Origin of the sequence: Nostoc piscinale CENA21 (genome assembly GCF_001298445.1) — a bacterium.
Classification (GTDB): Bacteria; Cyanobacteriota; Cyanobacteriia; order Cyanobacteriales; family Nostocaceae; genus Nostoc_B; species Nostoc_B piscinale_A.
This window is the reverse complement of sequence record NZ_CP012036.1, coordinates 586106-601905: the sequence shown is the minus strand read 5'-3', so window position 1 is coordinate 601905 and position 15800 is coordinate 586106. Positions and strand designations below refer to the sequence as shown.

The window sequence follows — 15800 nt, the reverse complement described above, 5'->3', positions numbered from 1 at the left end:
CTGCGTACTGCTTCGCAGAAGCCGCAGGCTAGGCAGGCTTTGTTCGTGTAGCCGCGATTTTAATCGTCAGGTACAAGATGTGTGTTAAAGGTATTCCAAATCTTACACCCGTTCCAAGCCACAATCTTTGTCTCTAGGTCTTGAAGAAGAAAGCACAAATTTTGTGGCCTCTATGCCAACAATTTAACCCCCAGATAGATAAAAATTTGTATGCTGAAGTTAACAGGTCTTAATAGTTCTTTTTAAAGATTGTGCAAGAAGATTTTAGATTAATTGTCGATTTAGTATCAGTTTTAGCAGTCGCAGCCTGTGGGGGGCTGTTGGCATCTCTTTTAAGACAACCAGTGCTGTTGGGGTATCTCATCGGTGGAATGGTTGTTGGGCCTGCGGGGCTAGGACTGATTAAAGAGGTTATTCAAGTAGAAACTTTGGCGCAGTTCGGGGTTGCCTTTCTATTATTTGCCTTGGGTGTGGAATTTTCTTTTGCTGAATTAAAAAAAGTAAAAGCGATCGCTCTTGGTGGAGGTGGATTACAAATCGCCTTGACAATCTTAGTCACAGTGGTGGTGTGTGGCGTAACGGGAGCTTGGGGCAGTTTACCCGCTAAAGGTGTATTCTTGGGGTCAATTCTGTCCTTGTCTTCCACCGCCGTTGTCCTCAAATGCTTGATGGAGCGTAACGAGACAGAAACGCCCCACGGACAGGTCATGCTGGGTATTTTGGTAGTGCAGGATTTAGCTTTAGGGCTAATGCTGGCTGTCTTACCTGCGCTGCACGCACCAGCAGAAGTGATTGGTGTAGCAGTACTCACAGCCTTGGTACGGATTTGTTTGTTTGCGGCTGGGGCAGTTGTGGCTGGTATTTGGTTGATACCGCCATTATTGCGAATGTTAGCCCGTACCGAAAGCCGAGAATTATTTTTACTCGGTGTTGTAGCTTTGTGTTTAGGCATTGCGCTATTAACAGAATATTTGGGCTTATCAATTGAAATGGGGGCGTTTGTCGCCGGCTTGATGATTTCTGAAGTGGAATACGCCGACCAAACCCTAACTTATGTAGAACCGCTACGAGATATTTTTGCTAGTTTGTTCTTCGCCGCCATTGGGATGTTGATTGACCCGGTGTTTTTGTGGAACAATCTGGAATTAATTTTAGGGTTAGTGGCGTTAGTGTTTGTGGGCAAGTTTTTGATTATTACGCCTTTAGTTAAACTCTTCCGCTACCCGTTGAAAACAGCTTTGATTGCTGGGTTTGGACTGGCACAAATTGGGGAATTTTCCTTTGTGCTAGCTAGTGAAGGTCAAGCATTAGGGTTGGTATCTCGACGTATATATTTACTAATTTTAGGAACTACAGCCGTTACCCTGATATTGACTCCTTTTGTGCTGCGGCTATTACCATTTTTGTTTAACTTTGCCGAATCGATGCCTTGGCTGAAACCTTATTTAGCAGGAGAAGGTGAAGCCAGAGATGTATCGGAAGAATTACCTGTAAAAGACCATATAGTTGTCTGTGGCTATGGGCGGGTAGGTAAAAATTTGGTGAAGTTATTGCAACAGCATGACTTACCTGTGGTAGTCATCGACCAATCCGAAAGCCGTATTCAGCAGTTACGAGATGCGGGTGTGGCTTATGTTTATGGTAACTGCGTGAGTTTTCACGTTTTGGAAACCGCAGGCGTAAACCATGCAAAGGGAATGGCGATCGCACTTCCTGATCCTATGAGTACTCGTCTGTGTTTAAAACGAGCTTTAGAATTACATCCAGAATTAAATTTGGTTGTCCGCGCCACCCAAGACAAAAATATTGAGGTGCTTTATCAATTAGGAGCGCGGGAAGTTGTTCAACCAGAATTTGAAGCCAGCTTAGAAATGGCGACTTACTTATTAAACGACTTAGGCTTCTCACAATTTATCGTCCAGCGAGAAATGCAGCAAATCCGTAACGATCATTACTTGGATTTGCGCCCAGAACGTTCTGCTTCTGAGGTTTCCCGCGATTTAGATCAAGCAACCCGCGATTTAAATCGGCGCTGGTATCCCTTACCTGCAACTTCACCTCTCATTGGAATGAGTTTAGAAGAAGCGGATATGCGTTACTTAACAGGGGTCAGCTTGATGGCGATTCGCCGTGCTAATGGCACAGAAATCGACTATCCCAACAATCTGACAAAATTAGAGGAAGGCGATCGCTTATTAGTAGTTGGCGCATCCGAAGAACTAGCAGCCTTAGAAGAATTTGCTCAAGGTAAAATAGCTGTTCCCGGAGAAAATAGTGCTTGTCAATGGATAGTAGTCGAGGCTGATTCTCCTGTTGATAATAAAACCCTGGCTGATTTGAAAAATCATGAAACATCAGTACGAATACAAGCACTGCGACGGGATGGCAAGTTTATTCGCCGTCCTGACGAGAAAACAGACTTGAAAGTTGGCGACCAAGTATTATTATGTGGTAGCTTACCCAGTCTGAATCAACTACAATCTTTATTCACCGCACCCAACAAAATGCCTTTGTCTATCCCCATAGCCAAAGCGAGTGAAGCACAAACCATCAAAGAGTTTTTGTCTTGAAGTGCTGAGTTTTGAGTCACCGAAGTTTGCTCAACGCGGGGAACCCTCCGAACTTTGCTCAACGCGGGGAACCCGCGCACGCAAGTTCTCTCCGCACGCAACTTCTCGCTGAGTGCTGAGTTTTGAGTGCTGAGTAAAAATACTAACCTCTAGCCCCTAACCCCTAATTACCCTTTAGGTTGAAGATAGACGATCGCTTGTTTCCAAATGGTTGTTTGCTGGCTGTTTTCATCGACAATACAAACACAACCGGGGTCTTGCCATAAAATCTTACCTGTCAACAGGTCGCCTGTGACTAGTTTGAACTCAACTACTGCGGCTTGTTTAATCAGGTTCTGTACTTGGCGAATGCTTGGCAGTGACGTATCAAAATCAGTGGTCGCCATGTTTGATGATGGTTTATGCACAATAAAAAATGTTTTCTGTAAGGAGTTGTAAAGTATGAATTATTGATTATGAAGGATAAAATTTCATCCTAGCCTGCGGCAAGCCACCCAAAGGGTGTCTACATACTTTACACTTCATACTTTCCTAATCATTGATAATTCATCATTGGCAAAATGGCAATCGAATTTACTAAGTATCACGGTCTAGGTAACGACTTCATTTTAATTGACAATCGTGGGTCAGCCACGCCAGTTCTAACACCAGAGAAAGCAGTTGAGTGGTGCGATCGCCACTTTGGTATCGGTGCAGATGGTGTAATTTTCGCCTTACCCGGAAAAAACGGTACTGATTACACTATGCGGATATTTAATTCTGATGGTTCAGAACCGGAAATGTGTGGTAATGGGATTCGCTGTTTAGCTGCATTTATCGCCGATTTAGAAGGCATATCCCGCACAAAAGATAAATATCGCATTCATACCTTGGCGGGGACAATTACACCCCAACTGACACCCGATGGTCAAATCAAGGTGGATATGGGTTTACCACATTTACTAGCTGGCGAAATTCCGACTACCCTGGGTGTGGCTGATGCCAAAGTAATTAATCAACCCCTAGAAGTTGCTGGACAAACTTGGGAAGTAACGTGTGTGAGTATGGGTAATCCCCACTGCATCACTTTTGTGGAAGATGTCGCCGCGATTCCCTTAGAAACCATCGGCCCGAAATTTGAACATCACCCAGTTTTTCCTCAAAGAACCAACACCGAATTTATTCAAGTGGTCAGTCGTGACTACCTAAAAATGCGGGTATGGGAAAGAGGTGCAGGAATTACATTAGCTTGTGGTACAGGTGCTTGTGCTTCTTTAGTTGCTGGCGTGTTAACTGGAAAATGCGATCGCGCGGCGACTGTAGAATTACCAGGAGGTTGCTTAGAAATTGAATGGTCAGAAATTGACGAACGAATTTATATGACTGGCCCCGCAGAACGAGTGTTTAAGGGTACTGCTTGAGACTGGGTGTAGGGTGTAGGGCGGCGCTGGGAAGTCAAAAGTCAAAAGTTAAAAGTCAAAAATTCTCTGACTTTTGATTTTTGACTTGATTTTGCCTTGATACCCTTCCCAAAACTCTTGATTTTTCGCCTCACTGCGTAAATCCTGAATTAATTGGAAAGGATTTTTCCTTCTGCCTTCTGCTTCCTGCCTCCTTCAATACTCAGCACTCTTCATTGCTTGACTGCTTTCATTGACAAACTAATCCGTTTTAATTTCTCGTTCACTTCCAAAACCTTAACTTTAACGACTTGTCCCACCTTGACGATTTGCTTTGGATCTTCCACAAATCTATCGGCAAGTTGGGAAATATGTACTAAGCCATCTTGATGTACACCAATATCGACAAATGCGCCAAAATTGGCGACATTGGTCACAATTCCTTCTAATTCCATACCTAATTGTAAATCGCCAATTTCTTTGATGCCTTCTTTAAAGGTGGCATACTTAAATTCAGCGCGGGGGTCTCGGCCTGGTTTTTCCAGTTCGCTGAGAATGTCTCGCAATGTTGGTTCACCAATGGTATCGGTGGTATATTTTCTGATATCGACTTTTTTGAGCTTTTCCGCAATTTGGCTGACTTGATTTAATTTAACATTGAGGTCAGATGCGATCGCTTCTACAACCGAGTAACTTTCAGGATGCACAGCCGTATTATCTAAAGGATGATCACCATTGCGAATCCGCAAAAATCCGGCGGCTTGTTCAAAAGCTTTCGGCCCTAATTTCGGTACTTTCAAAAGTTGACGACGATTTTTAAAAGCACCGTTTTGATTGCGATAGGTAACAATGTTGTTGGCAACTGCGGCTGTAATCCCAGAAACAAAAGTTAAAAGTTCTTTAGAAGCTGTATTTAAATCTACACCCACAAAGTTGACGCAGCTTTCTACAGTTTCATCCAGTTTTTTTCTCAACAGCTTTTGATCAACATCGTGCTGATATTGTCCCACACCAATAGATTTGGGATCTATCTTGACTAATTCTGCCAAAGGGTCTTGCAAACGGCGACCAATACTAATCGCACCCCGCACCGTTACATCTAAATCAGGAAATTCTTCTAAAGCTACTTTGCTGGCAGAATATATTGATGCACCCGATTCATTCACCATCACTTTAGTTGGTTGACGGTTGAGTGTTTGTAATACTTGCGTGACAAATTCATCGGTTTCCCGCGAAGCTGTCCCGTTACCAATCGCAATTAGCTCGATTTGATATTTATCAATCAAATTTTTAATCGTTTGTGCTGCTTTTGTGCGTTGTTCAGCCGCTTGATGGGGAAAAACTGCCTGATACTCTAAAAATTTGCCTGTTTCATCTAAAACAGCCACTTTACATCCAGTTCTAAATCCCGGATCTATCGCCAAAGTTGGTTTCATCCCCGCAGGTGCAGACAGCAATAACTCCCGCAAATTAGCCTCAAAGGTTTTAATAGATTCTATGTCTGCATAATCTTTTTTAGTAGCAATTACCTCTGCTATCAAAGAGGTTTTCATCAGGCGGTTAAACGCATCTTTCAACATGACCTGATAAAAATCCCGAATATCTCTGACTTTGGTGCGAATTACTTGAGATTCGAGATAACCAAGCACATAATCTTCATCAAAATTAATATCAAAGCTTAATACTCCCTCCGCTTCACCGCGACACAATGCCAACATATTGTGGGGAGCAATATTTTTGACTTTGATTTGATAATTGCGGTACATCTCAAATTTAGTTGTACCTTCAGGATAATCATCTTTAATCCGAGAAACAAAAACTCCAGCTTCTAGGAAATAATCACGCAAATAAGCACGCAGTTCTGCTGTTTCGGCTACTGCTTCAGCAAGGATATCGGCTGCACCTTTTAGCGCCTCATCTGCTGTTTTTACGCCTTTCTCTTCAGAAATATACTTGCTTGCTTCTGCTGCTAAAGATGCAGCTATACCATTTTTAATATTTAAAGATTGAATAAACTCGGCTAAAGGCTCTAACCCTTTTTCTTTAGCAATGGTGGCACGGGTGCGGCGCTTTGGTCGATATGGTAAGTATAAATCCTCAAGTTCTGTTTTTTGTTGACAAGAGATAATTTGCGTTTTTAACTCATCAGTGAGTTTACCTTGTTCGGCGATCGCATTTAAAATTACAGATTTTCTTGCCTCTAATTCTGTTAAGTAATTATACTTATCGAATAAATCGCGCAATTGCACTTCATTCATTTCACCAGTGCGCTCTTTGCGGTACCGTGCAATAAACGGAATCGTTGCACCCTCCGCCAAAAGTTCCAGCGCGTTCTGCACCTGATAAGGTTTAAGGTCTAGTTCAGCTGCTAAGAGTTGAGGAATGTTTAGCATTGGGTATCTAAGGGGAAAAAGTTACTTCTAAAGGTAATATCCTAGATAGATATTATAGTGACAGCACTGAGTGTTAAACTTATTTACTAGACAATTACGGAATCTTGACTTGATGATTGTTTCTTTATCTAGAGTATTGTGAAGCAAACATCTTTAGATGTAAGATTGACAGCAATCATTATGAATAAAACTTTAAATTAAAAATTTCTTAATCCCTGGCATCTTAAATTTTAGGAGAAGAATTGCAATGCCTTTGGTTTTTTTAATCCCTCTATTTACTGGATTAGCAACAGGTTACTTATCAAAAAAATGTAGCGATGAACTAGCTTACTTAACTAGCGTGTTTACTATTATCAGCCTAGTTGTCAGTTTAGTCTTAGCACCTTGGCAAATTCAGCTATTACTGTTGGTGGTTGTCTTTGTTAGCACTAATAAACTTTTACGAGATAACGATAAAAATTATACTCAAGTTAGTAAGAAATAAGTAGAAATTTTTAAGTAATAGGAAGATGCGATCGCTATTATGTTCAATGATGGGTGCATAGATATTGTACGCATACATCAAGAGTATAGGGGAGCATCCCAGTTTTTTATATGTCATTGCGAGGAACGAAGCAATCGCAAAATCTTACCATTCTGAACGAGTGCATGAGATTGCTTCGTCGTTCCTCCTCGCAATGACAATTATCCTCTATGTGAGAAATAAAAACTGGGATGCACCCAAAGTATAGTCTGCGATCGCTTTCTATAACAGCAACATTCAACGCTCTCAAAGTTTTAATTAATCTTGCCAAAAATAGCTGTCATCCAAATTCTGTAATATCTAGAACCTCATACTCCATTTGACTTTATACCAAATCGATATGAAGAAGCATATAATTAGCCTGCGTTCGGCTTTGCCGTTGCCGATAGGCTAGGCAGGCTTTGTTTGTATAGCCCCAGACTTCCAGTCTGAGGGGTTTATATGCAGCCTCTTAGAGGATGTCTGAGAAGTATTAAATATTGCACTTGATCCCCCCTAGCCCCCCTTTTGAAGGCAGGGCTGTTTCATTCTGGGAAGAAAAATGGTTGAATCGGATAGTCAGTGCATTGTTAAACAGTAGTAATGACAGTTGCGATTATCACGCAACTGAAGAAAGTTAGGGATTTTCGGACAAAGCAAGGACAAAGACACCGATTATGGCTGGTACTAGTACTGGTAATCATGGGAACAATGAGTGGTTGTGTAGGATACAGAGGTAATGAGAGATTTTGTCAAACGCCATCAACAATCATTAATCGAAATACTAGAGATACCAAAAGATAGAGTGCCATCGTACTCGACAATTCGCCGTGTGATGATGCGTGTAAATTTTGAGGAATTGACACAGATATTTAATGAATGGGCAAGTCAGTATGTAGAATTAAGCTCCTTAGAATGGTTAGCAACTGACGGTAAAAGTATCAAGGCGACAGTCCAGGACTATAGCAGTGCCTATCAAAGATTCATTAGTGTCGTATCGATGTTTAGTAGCCACCAAGGTCAAGTCGTCGGGTTACAAACGATGGATAACAAGCAAAGCAGTGAAATTGCTACGGTTCAAAACTTAATTGCTATCTTGGATTTAAAGGGTGTAGTGTTTAGTTTTGATGCACTTCATTGTCAAAAAAAACAGTCCAGCAAATCATCCACAGTGGCAATGATTATGTGATTGCAGTCAAAGCCAATCAGCCCAAACTGTATCACCAAATCCAACAGAATATGCAGCACTCACAGCCCACAACTATACATACTGATTTTGAACGAAGGAGTGGTCGCTTTACTCAACGTCGTGTTTGTGTATTTGAAAACTTGAACAATATTTCCCATGATTGGCTGGGTTTAAAGTCGATTATTCAAGTCGAACGAGTTGGTACTCGTGCTGGTAAAGCTTACCAAGAAACTGCTTACTACATCAGTTCTCTGTCCCTGAAAGCATCCGATTTTGCCTGTGGTATTCGTCGCCACTGGGGCGTAGAAAATCGATTACATTGGGTGAAAGATGTTGTCTTTGATGAAGACTCTGCCCAAATGGTTGATGGTTATGCTGCTGCCAACTTCTCAATTCTCCGCAGTTTTGTGATTAATCTTTTCCGCCACAATGGTTTTGATTCCCTTACCAGAGCTATCAGATTCTGCTCCCACAACATCCCATTACTTTTTTCCTTTTTAGAATGAAACAGCCCTGCCCTTAAAAAGGGGGGTTAGGGGGAATCAAGAAGTGCTAATAATCACAACCAGCCACTTTTCAAACAACCTCTAAGGGTGAAGGGGTGTAAGGTTTTTGTTTTGCTATACTCTTCAATCTCAGGACTTACGCGCCAAGATTGTCTATGAAGATTGGGTGTAAGGGTGTAAGGGTGTGTGGCGGAAGGGTTTTAGATACATACACCCCTATACACCTGTACCCCTACACCCTCGCCAAAACCCTTGATTTTTCGTTTTTATGCGTAATTCCTAAATCTTTCACCAGTTGCTTGGTGCAAAATATGGAATATGGCATTTTGTTTGCGGAATGTACTGAAATTAAACAGCAATATGGCATTTTACTTGCAGAATCTACCAAAATTAGTAAGCAATTTGACAAAATGAGTTAGCAATATGGCATTTTACTTGCGGAATCTACCAAAATTAGTAAGCAGTTTGGCAAAATGAGTTAGCAATATGGCGTTTTGCTGGCGAAATCTGCCAAAATTAGGAAGCAATTTGGCAAAATGAGTCAGCAATCTGCCAAATTGCTTACTGAGACCCAATTTATTGGTTTTCTTTGTGTTGATTGGTAAACATCTGTACACTGAGCGAAGTCGAAGTGTACATCACTCAATACTCAGCACTCGTGTTGTGGCTACCATCTGCATTCCGGTGGGTGTGGCTAAAGTTAAACCACGACGCACAGGGCGCACTGGGTTTTTATTGACTAGAGAGACTTGGAACTGCGACAAAATTGTGGCGAGGGCAATTTTCATTTCATACTGAGCAAAGGCTAAACCAATACATCGACGATTTCCGCCACCAAAGGGTAAATATTCATAAGGAGAAAATTGTCTTTCTAAAAAGCGTTCTGGTTTGAATTGGTTTGGCTGTGGGTAAACTTCTGGGCGATGATGGGCTAAATAAATACTAGGAACTACGGCTGTGCCTTTGGGCAATTTGTAACCCATAATTTCAATTGGCGACTTGACTATTCTAAAAAAGCCATTGATCACAATAGGATAGATCCGCAAAGTTTCTTGGCAAACTGCTGTTAAATAAGGCAATTTGGCAATATTACTTGGTTCCGGGTTAGCGCCTAAAGTAGACAATTCTTTGAGTAATTTTTCGCGGACTTCTGGTAAACGGTCAAGCCAGTAAAAAGCCCAAGTTAATGCCGAAGCCGTAGTTTCATGTCCGGCAACTAACATTGTCATTAATTCATCACGTAATTCTGCATCTGACATGGGTTGCCCATCATCATAACGAGCCGAAATCAACAAACTCAAGATATCTTGGCGATTCTGCCCAGTTTCAGCCCGTCGTTCTTGAATGAGGGTATAAATAAGTTGATCAATTTGTTGTAGTTGCCTTAAAAACTTTCCCCAAGGACTCCATGCACCCCAGTCGCGTTGCATAACTTGAAAAAATAAAGCGGCGGACATCCGCGAGGAACTGATGAGGTCTAAGACAGAACTTAGTAATTGGCGCAGTTGTTGAAACTTTGTTCCTTCATCTACACCAAATACTACGCGCAAAATGACGCGCAAGGTGATTTCTTGCATGGAGGTGCGGATATTAAAGGGTTTACCCATCACCCATTCATGGCTAACTTGTTGGGTGATTTCGCGGATAGTTTGACCGTAAGCCCGCATTCGCTCACCATGAAAAGGCGGTGTGAGTAATTGGCGTTGGCGTTGGTGGCGATCGCCATCCAGTAAAATCAAAGAATTATCACCCAGCAAATATTTTAAAACACCGCCACCGCCACCAGTAGCAAAGTGACTAGCATCAGCTGTAAAAATCTGCTCTAATGCTTGGGGATGACTAAAATACACCAATTGATTATTGCCTTTGCGCCAAACCGTAAAGTTATCACCGTAGACTTTGGCAAAATCTTCGACATAATCTATCGGTCGAAAAATAAACTTCATGATTCGCAGCCAGTACGGTATTCTTGGCCCATCAGGCAAACTGTTAGTTACTGTCATAAAATCTTGTAAGAACTTATCATAAATCTGTAAGAATCCAGCATTCAAGAGCCAGAAGTCCGAATTTAAAAGCAATTTAGCCTGATTAATCCCTTAATTGAGAAAAATTGCCTACATTCTGACTCTTGAATTCTGTCTCCGGAATTCTTACCTGACTATTTTTATTGTGGCGATTTTTTCTTGCTACTGCGGGTCACACAAAGCGGTATATTCTTTTATGGCGGGATAGAAAGCCATAGCAATTTGCAAAAAATGCCACACTTCAAGCCATCTCCAATCCAAAATCTCAAATCGTAGAAGCAGTGCCAAAAATCGTCACTATCCTCAACGGTAAAGGAGGAGTCGGCAAAACGACTACCTCAATCAATTTAGCTGCACAATTTGCTAAACGAAAAAAAAGTGCTGCTGGTAGATGCAGATATTCAAGGTTCTGCTAGTTGGTGGTTTGGACGCAATGATCAAGGGATGGGATTTGATTTATCGCAAGAAACAGATCCACAGCTATTAGGCCATTTACGTAAAATAAAAGGTTACGATTTAGTAGTGGTGGATACGCCTCCAGCTTTGCACTCTGAAGCCTTGGCAACAGTAGTAGCGATCGCAGATTATATACTTTTACCTACACCCCCATCCGCAATGGATTTAGCTGTTCTCATTGAAACAGTAAAATCAGCCGTCGTTCCTACAGGAGTTCCCCATCGTGTACTCTTAACTAAAGTCGATGCGCGGAGTATTGGTGAAGCAATGGAAGCACAAAACACTCTCGTGAAGCTAGGTATTCCCGTTTTTAAAGGCTTCATCCGTACCTATAAAGCCCACGAAAGAGCCGCATTAGAGGGTGTCGCAATCAATCAATGGCGAGGCAAAAATGCTTGGGAGGCGGAATCAGACTACCGCCGCGTGGCTGATGAATTACAGCGTGATTGGAGAAAATAATGGCTAGGAAACAAAATCTTTCTGACTTAATTCAAGCAGAAGCACAAAAATTAACACCCAATAGAGCCGTAGACGAAAATGCAATCGAAGTTCCGGCTGTAGAAGTTGTGGAATCAACAACAGCCGCAGATGCAGAAGTAAATGAACCCACATCTGCTAAACGTACTACTACTCCTACCAAAGCAGACTTAGAATCTACTATTAAAGACTTAAAAACAACTTTAGAAAAAAATCAGGACACAGAAAAGGCTCTGCAAAAACAAATTAAAGAATTACAATCAGTCTTATCAGAACAGAAAGCCTCTGTAGAACGCTTAACCAAAGAACTAGAAGAAGCAAAAACAACTGCACTTCAACTTGCAGAAGCAAATTCTAAACTCATCGAAGAAAATAAAGCTCTACAACAACCAAAGGCTAGTATTGTCCCTCAGAAAAAAGACAAATATCACCAAATTGATTACAGAAAATCTCACCGCGTCCCTGAAAAACTTCCTGATATGCCAGCAGAAACAAAAGATGATTTTGCGGCTAATACTTGGTTGTATGACTAATACCCACACATTCAAGCCCTCAGACTAAAAGTCTGGGGCTGTATAAACAAAGCCTGCCTTTGCAGGCTAATAATTTGCGTCTTCGCGATTCCCTACCCCCAACCTGCAAAAATAATTTCAAAAATTAAACCGGACTATTATATTTGCAATGTTGTAAAACTTCTTGAGCAAGCTTACTAAAAATTCAGTTACATAAGGCTGTGACAACACGCCTGCTGTTAAATTACTGCAAGAGTCAGATAATATCATATCTGGCAAATCAGTTATGATTCAGCATATCTGTGCAGAAAGACAAAACCCTTTCTCCCCCGGCTCTCTGCGGTCTTTAGGATAAGTTTTTTACCAGACACAATATTACTCAACGTTGCCACTAACAGTAAAAGCAAGTGACCTGATCATGCAAGAAGTAGTATGATTGTCAAAGTTTAAGACCAAAAAAGCAGACATTAACAATAGCTCAATTTTTGGGGTGGGGGTAAATATGTGGCTGAAGCTGGCAAATAACTTAAGTCTTTGTATCGCCATTGCTTATGCGTATCCCTCTCTTGTATTAGCTCAACAAATTAAAGCTGATATCTACTTACCCTTAAATCAAAGAACCCAAGTAACTAACAACAGCCCTAATTTTCAAATTGATGGTGGAGCCACAAAAGGCACAAATTTATTTCATAGTTTTAGTGAGTTTTCTGTCCCAGTAGGTGGTGAAGCTTTTTTCAACAACGCTACAGCAGTGCAGAATATCATCAGTCGGGTGACAGGTTCCATACCATCTAACATTCAAGGCACAATTCGCGCTAATGGTACAGCAAACCTCTTTCTGATTAATCCTCAAGGGATTATTTTTGGGCCGAATGCCCGATTAAATATTGGCGGCTCTTTTATTGCTAGTACTGCTAGTAGTGTGACATTTACCGATGGAATAGAATTTAGTGCGACAAATCCGGATACTAATCCTTTATTAACTATCAACCAGCCTATTGGTTTACAGTTTGGTACAAATCCAGGAAGAATTGAGAATCAGTCCAGAACTACCGATAGCCTGAATCAGACAATAGGTTTACAAGTACAGGCCAATACAACGTTGGCACTAGTAGGTGGCGATTTGACTATAACAGGAGGTGTTTTAACAGCACCTAATGGACGAATTGAACTGGGAAGTGTTGGTAGCAATAGTGTGGTGAATTTGACACCAACATCCATAGGTTACATCCTTAACTACAAAGATGTAAACGACTTCCAGAATATTAATCTGCGACAAGCTACTGCCACAACAATAGGCAGTCTAGGCGGCAGTATTCACCTACAAGGCGCTAACATTTCGCTGACTGATGGCTCATTGGTTCAAGTCGGGATTTTTGGCAATGGTATTGGTGAAGGTTTAACAGTTAATGCTTCAGAATCAGTGCAATTAATTGGGAGCAATAATCGCTTCTTTATTCTCAATGAAGGTACTGCTATATCTGGAGATTTAACCATCACCAGCCCTAGATTACTTCTCCAAGATGGAGCAGAGGTTGTGTCTTCAACAACAGGAGTTCGCAAAAGCGGGAATTTAAATATTAATGCTTCCGAAGTATTGCAAGTAACTGGTAGTGGGAGCCGTTTGTTTACACAAACAGAAAGTACCGCCGCAAATGCAGGTGATAGTGGCAATTTGACAATTCATACTGGTAATTTATTGATTCAAAATAGAGGACAGGTATCAGTAAATTCTTTGGGCGCAGGTGACGGTGGCAACTTAACAGTCAATGCAACTAAATCAGTAGAATTGGTAGGCAGAGATAGTCGCTTACTGACTGAATCTCAAGGTTTAGGCGATACAGGTAATTTAACTATTACCACTCCCATACTGCGGATATTGGATGGCGGACAAATTTCCGTCAGTAATTTGGGTGCAGGTAAAGGTGGTAATTTGACAGTGAACGCCACCGAATCAACCCAACTCATCGGTCGTTCCCAAGATAGTCAATTTGCCAGTGGGTTGTTTGCTCAAACCCAAGGCTCAGGAAACGCAGGCAACATCATCATTACCACTCCCGTACTACGGATATTGGATGGCGCACAAGTCTCCGCAGGTACTTTGAGTGCAGGTAAAGGTGGTAATTTGACTGTAAACGCCTCCGCATCAACCCAACTCATCGGTCGTTCCCAAGATGGTCAATTTGCCAGTGGATTGTTTGCTCAAGCTGAACGCCAAGCTACAGGCAGTTCAGGAGACTTAACAATTAACACTCCCATACTTCAAGTTTTTGATGGCGCACAAGTCTCAGCTGGTACTTTGGGTGCAGGTAAAGGTGGTAATTTGACTGTAAACGCCACTGAATCAACCCAACTCATCGGTCGTTCCCAAGATAGTCAATTTGCCAGTGGGTTGTTTGCTCAAACCCAAGGCTCAGGAAACGCAGGCAACATCATTATTACCACCCCAATACTACGAATATTAGATGGCGCACAAGTCTCCGCAGGTACTTTAGGTGTAGGTCAGGGTGGTAATTTGACTGTAAACGCCTCCGCATCAACCCAACTCATCGGTCGTTCCCAAGATGGTCAATTTGCCAGTGGATTGTTTGCTCAAGCTGAACGCCAAGCTACAGGCAGTTCAGGAGACTTAACAATTAACACTCCCATACTTCAAGTTTTTGATGGCGCACAAGTCTCAACCGGTACTTTGGGTACAGGTCAAGGTGGTAACTTGACTGTAAATGCTACCGAAACAGTAGAGTTGATTGGAAGGTCATCAGATCAAAGATTTGCCAGTGGTTTGTTTAGCCAAACTCAAGGTACAGGCAATGCCGGAGCAATAAGAATTACAACTCCTGAATTACGTATTTTGGATGGTGCAGAAATATCCGCAGCCACTTTAGCAACTGGCAAAGGTGGAAATGTCATTATCAAGGCATCTGATACTTTACGTGTTCAAAATGGGTCGCAAGTTTCCGTGAGTAGTACTGGAAATGTAGCAGAGGCAGGCAATATAGATGTCACAGCCGATTTAGTGCGGTTAGATGGCGGGAAGATTACAGCCCAGACTTTATCTGGTAATGGTGGTGATATCAGCTTAAGTATTGCTAATTTATTATTCTTACGTCGAGGCAGTGCAGTTTCTACCACAGCAGGTACCAACGCATCCGGTGGTGATGGTGGAAATATCAAAATTAATATTCCAAATGGTTTTGTTGTCGCTATCCCTTCAGAAAATACTGACATTACTGCTAATGCTTTTACAGGCAGTGGAGGAAGAATTGATATTACAGCGCAAAACTTATTTGGAATTCAGAGCCGACCTTTTAATACTCCCACAAGTGATATTACAGCAAGTTCCCAATTTGGGATTAATGGAGTAGTGAATATTAATACCCCCGATGTTGATCCTGCGCGTGGTGTTTTAGTTTTATCAACAAATATCATCGATCCCTCTCAACTAATTGAGCAAAGCTGTGTTGCTGTTAATAGTTCTCAAGGTAGTCAGCTTACAGTCACTGGGCGTGGTGGACTACCTGTTACTCCTAATGAACCTCTAACTAGTGAAGTTATTTGGTCAGATACACGCTTAAGAAATAGGATAGCGCCAATCTATCAATCTAGAGCTACACATACACAATTACCAAAAGTTGTTGATATCCCAAATCTGATTCCTGCTACTGGCTGGATATTTAATAACCAAGGCCAAGTGACACTAGTGGCTCATAATTCCACAGCCGCACCTAACACATCTTTGTCTATACCTACTTGCCAGAATCGCTAAATATGTTTTTGAGTTAATTTATTAGG

At 41.7% G+C, this 15800-nt stretch carries 10 protein-coding genes and 2 pseudogenes; 9 read left to right on the top strand and 3 right to left on the bottom strand.

The features are described from left to right. The first annotated feature begins 251 nt into the window (after positions 1–251). On the top strand, positions 252–2570 hold the full coding sequence (locus tag ACX27_RS02660) for a cation:proton antiporter (protein ID WP_062288047.1): 2319 nt from the start codon (positions 252–254) through the stop codon (positions 2568–2570). Between the two features lie 167 nt (positions 2571–2737). Here the strand turns inward: ACX27_RS02660 and ACX27_RS02655 are convergent, their stop codons facing one another. Further along, positions 2738–2956 carry an Hfq-related RNA-binding protein gene (locus ACX27_RS02655; RefSeq protein WP_062288045.1) on the bottom strand — a complete coding sequence of 73 codons (219 nt, stop codon included), beginning with the start codon at positions 2954–2956 and terminating at the stop codon, positions 2738–2740. Positions 2957–3130: 174 nt separating this feature from the next. Between ACX27_RS02655 and dapF the strand changes: the two genes are divergently transcribed. After that, positions 3131–3970, top strand: a complete 840-nt coding sequence (gene dapF / locus ACX27_RS02650; RefSeq protein WP_062288040.1) for a diaminopimelate epimerase — start codon at positions 3131–3133, stop codon at positions 3968–3970. A gap of 212 nt (positions 3971–4182) precedes the next feature. Here the strand turns inward: dapF and ACX27_RS02645 are convergent, their stop codons facing one another. Beyond that, positions 4183–6342, bottom strand: a complete 2160-nt coding sequence (locus tag ACX27_RS02645) for a Tex family protein (protein ID WP_062288037.1) — start codon at positions 6340–6342, stop codon at positions 4183–4185. 247 nt (positions 6343–6589) lie between these two features. Here ACX27_RS02645 and ACX27_RS02640 point away from each other — a divergent pair, with 247 nt between their 5' ends. The 4 genes and pseudogenes from ACX27_RS02640 (at position 6590) to ACX27_RS31475 (ending at position 8958) form a co-directional block, all read left to right on the top strand. Further along, positions 6590–6826, top strand: coding sequence for a hypothetical protein (locus tag ACX27_RS02640; protein WP_062288030.1), 237 nt, complete (start codon positions 6590–6592; stop codon positions 6824–6826). A 621-nt stretch (positions 6827–7447) separates the two neighbouring features. Beyond that, positions 7448–7648, top strand: a complete 201-nt coding sequence (locus ACX27_RS35570) for a transposase family protein (protein WP_083468651.1) — start codon at positions 7448–7450, stop codon at positions 7646–7648. Beyond that, positions 7584–8539: pseudogene (locus tag ACX27_RS35565) on the top strand (ISAs1 family transposase). Before ACX27_RS35570 ends, ACX27_RS35565 begins: the two are co-directional and overlap by 65 nt. 155 nt (positions 8540–8694) lie before the next feature. After that, a complete protein-coding gene (locus tag ACX27_RS31475; protein ID WP_144427385.1) occupies positions 8695–8958 on the top strand; it encodes a hypothetical protein in 264 nt (87 codons plus the stop codon). 219 nt (positions 8959–9177) lie between these two features. Here the strand turns inward: ACX27_RS31475 and ACX27_RS02625 are convergent, their stop codons facing one another. Next, positions 9178–10542 carry a cytochrome P450 gene (locus tag ACX27_RS02625; protein ID WP_062298091.1) on the bottom strand — a complete coding sequence of 455 codons (1365 nt, stop codon included), beginning with the start codon at positions 10540–10542 and terminating at the stop codon, positions 9178–9180. A gap of 302 nt (positions 10543–10844) precedes the next feature. Between ACX27_RS02625 and ACX27_RS02620 the strand changes: the two are divergent. The 3 genes and pseudogenes from ACX27_RS02620 (at position 10845) to ACX27_RS02610 (ending at position 15774) form a co-directional block, all read left to right on the top strand. Beyond that, positions 10845–11478: pseudogene (locus tag ACX27_RS02620) on the top strand (ParA family protein). Continuing rightward, on the top strand, positions 11478–12029 hold the full coding sequence (locus ACX27_RS02615) for a hypothetical protein (RefSeq protein WP_062288025.1): 552 nt from the start codon (positions 11478–11480) through the stop codon (positions 12027–12029). Before ACX27_RS02620 ends, ACX27_RS02615 begins: the two are co-directional and overlap by 1 nt. Positions 12030–12510: 481 nt before the next feature. After that, positions 12511–15774 (top strand): two-partner secretion domain-containing protein, encoded by a 3264-nt coding sequence (locus tag ACX27_RS02610; RefSeq protein WP_062288022.1) that lies wholly within the window; start codon positions 12511–12513, stop codon positions 15772–15774. Positions 15775–15800: the final 26 nt, after the last annotated feature.

Bases quoted from the DNA above. Each gene is read 5' to 3' on its own strand.
- dapF (WP_062288040.1), top strand. From the start codon at position 3,131: ATGGCAATCGAATTTACTAAGTATCACGGTCTAGGTAACGACTTCATT.
- ACX27_RS02615 (WP_062288025.1), top strand. From the start codon at position 11,478: ATGGCTAGGAAACAAAATCTTTCTGACTTAATTCAAGCAGAAGCACAA.
- ACX27_RS35570 (WP_083468651.1), top strand. From the start codon at position 7,448: ATGACAGTTGCGATTATCACGCAACTGAAGAAAGTTAGGGATTTTCGG.
- ACX27_RS02625 (WP_062298091.1), bottom strand. From the start codon at position 10,542: ATGACAGTAACTAACAGTTTGCCTGATGGGCCAAGAATACCGTACTGG.
- ACX27_RS02640 (WP_062288030.1), top strand. From the start codon at position 6,590: ATGCCTTTGGTTTTTTTAATCCCTCTATTTACTGGATTAGCAACAGGT.
- ACX27_RS02655 (WP_062288045.1), bottom strand. From the start codon at position 2,956: ATGGCGACCACTGATTTTGATACGTCACTGCCAAGCATTCGCCAAGTA.
- ACX27_RS02645 (WP_062288037.1), bottom strand. From the start codon at position 6,342: ATGCTAAACATTCCTCAACTCTTAGCAGCTGAACTAGACCTTAAACCT.
- ACX27_RS02610 (WP_062288022.1), top strand. From the start codon at position 12,511: ATGTGGCTGAAGCTGGCAAATAACTTAAGTCTTTGTATCGCCATTGCT.
- ACX27_RS31475 (WP_144427385.1), top strand. From the start codon at position 8,695: ATGAAGATTGGGTGTAAGGGTGTAAGGGTGTGTGGCGGAAGGGTTTTA.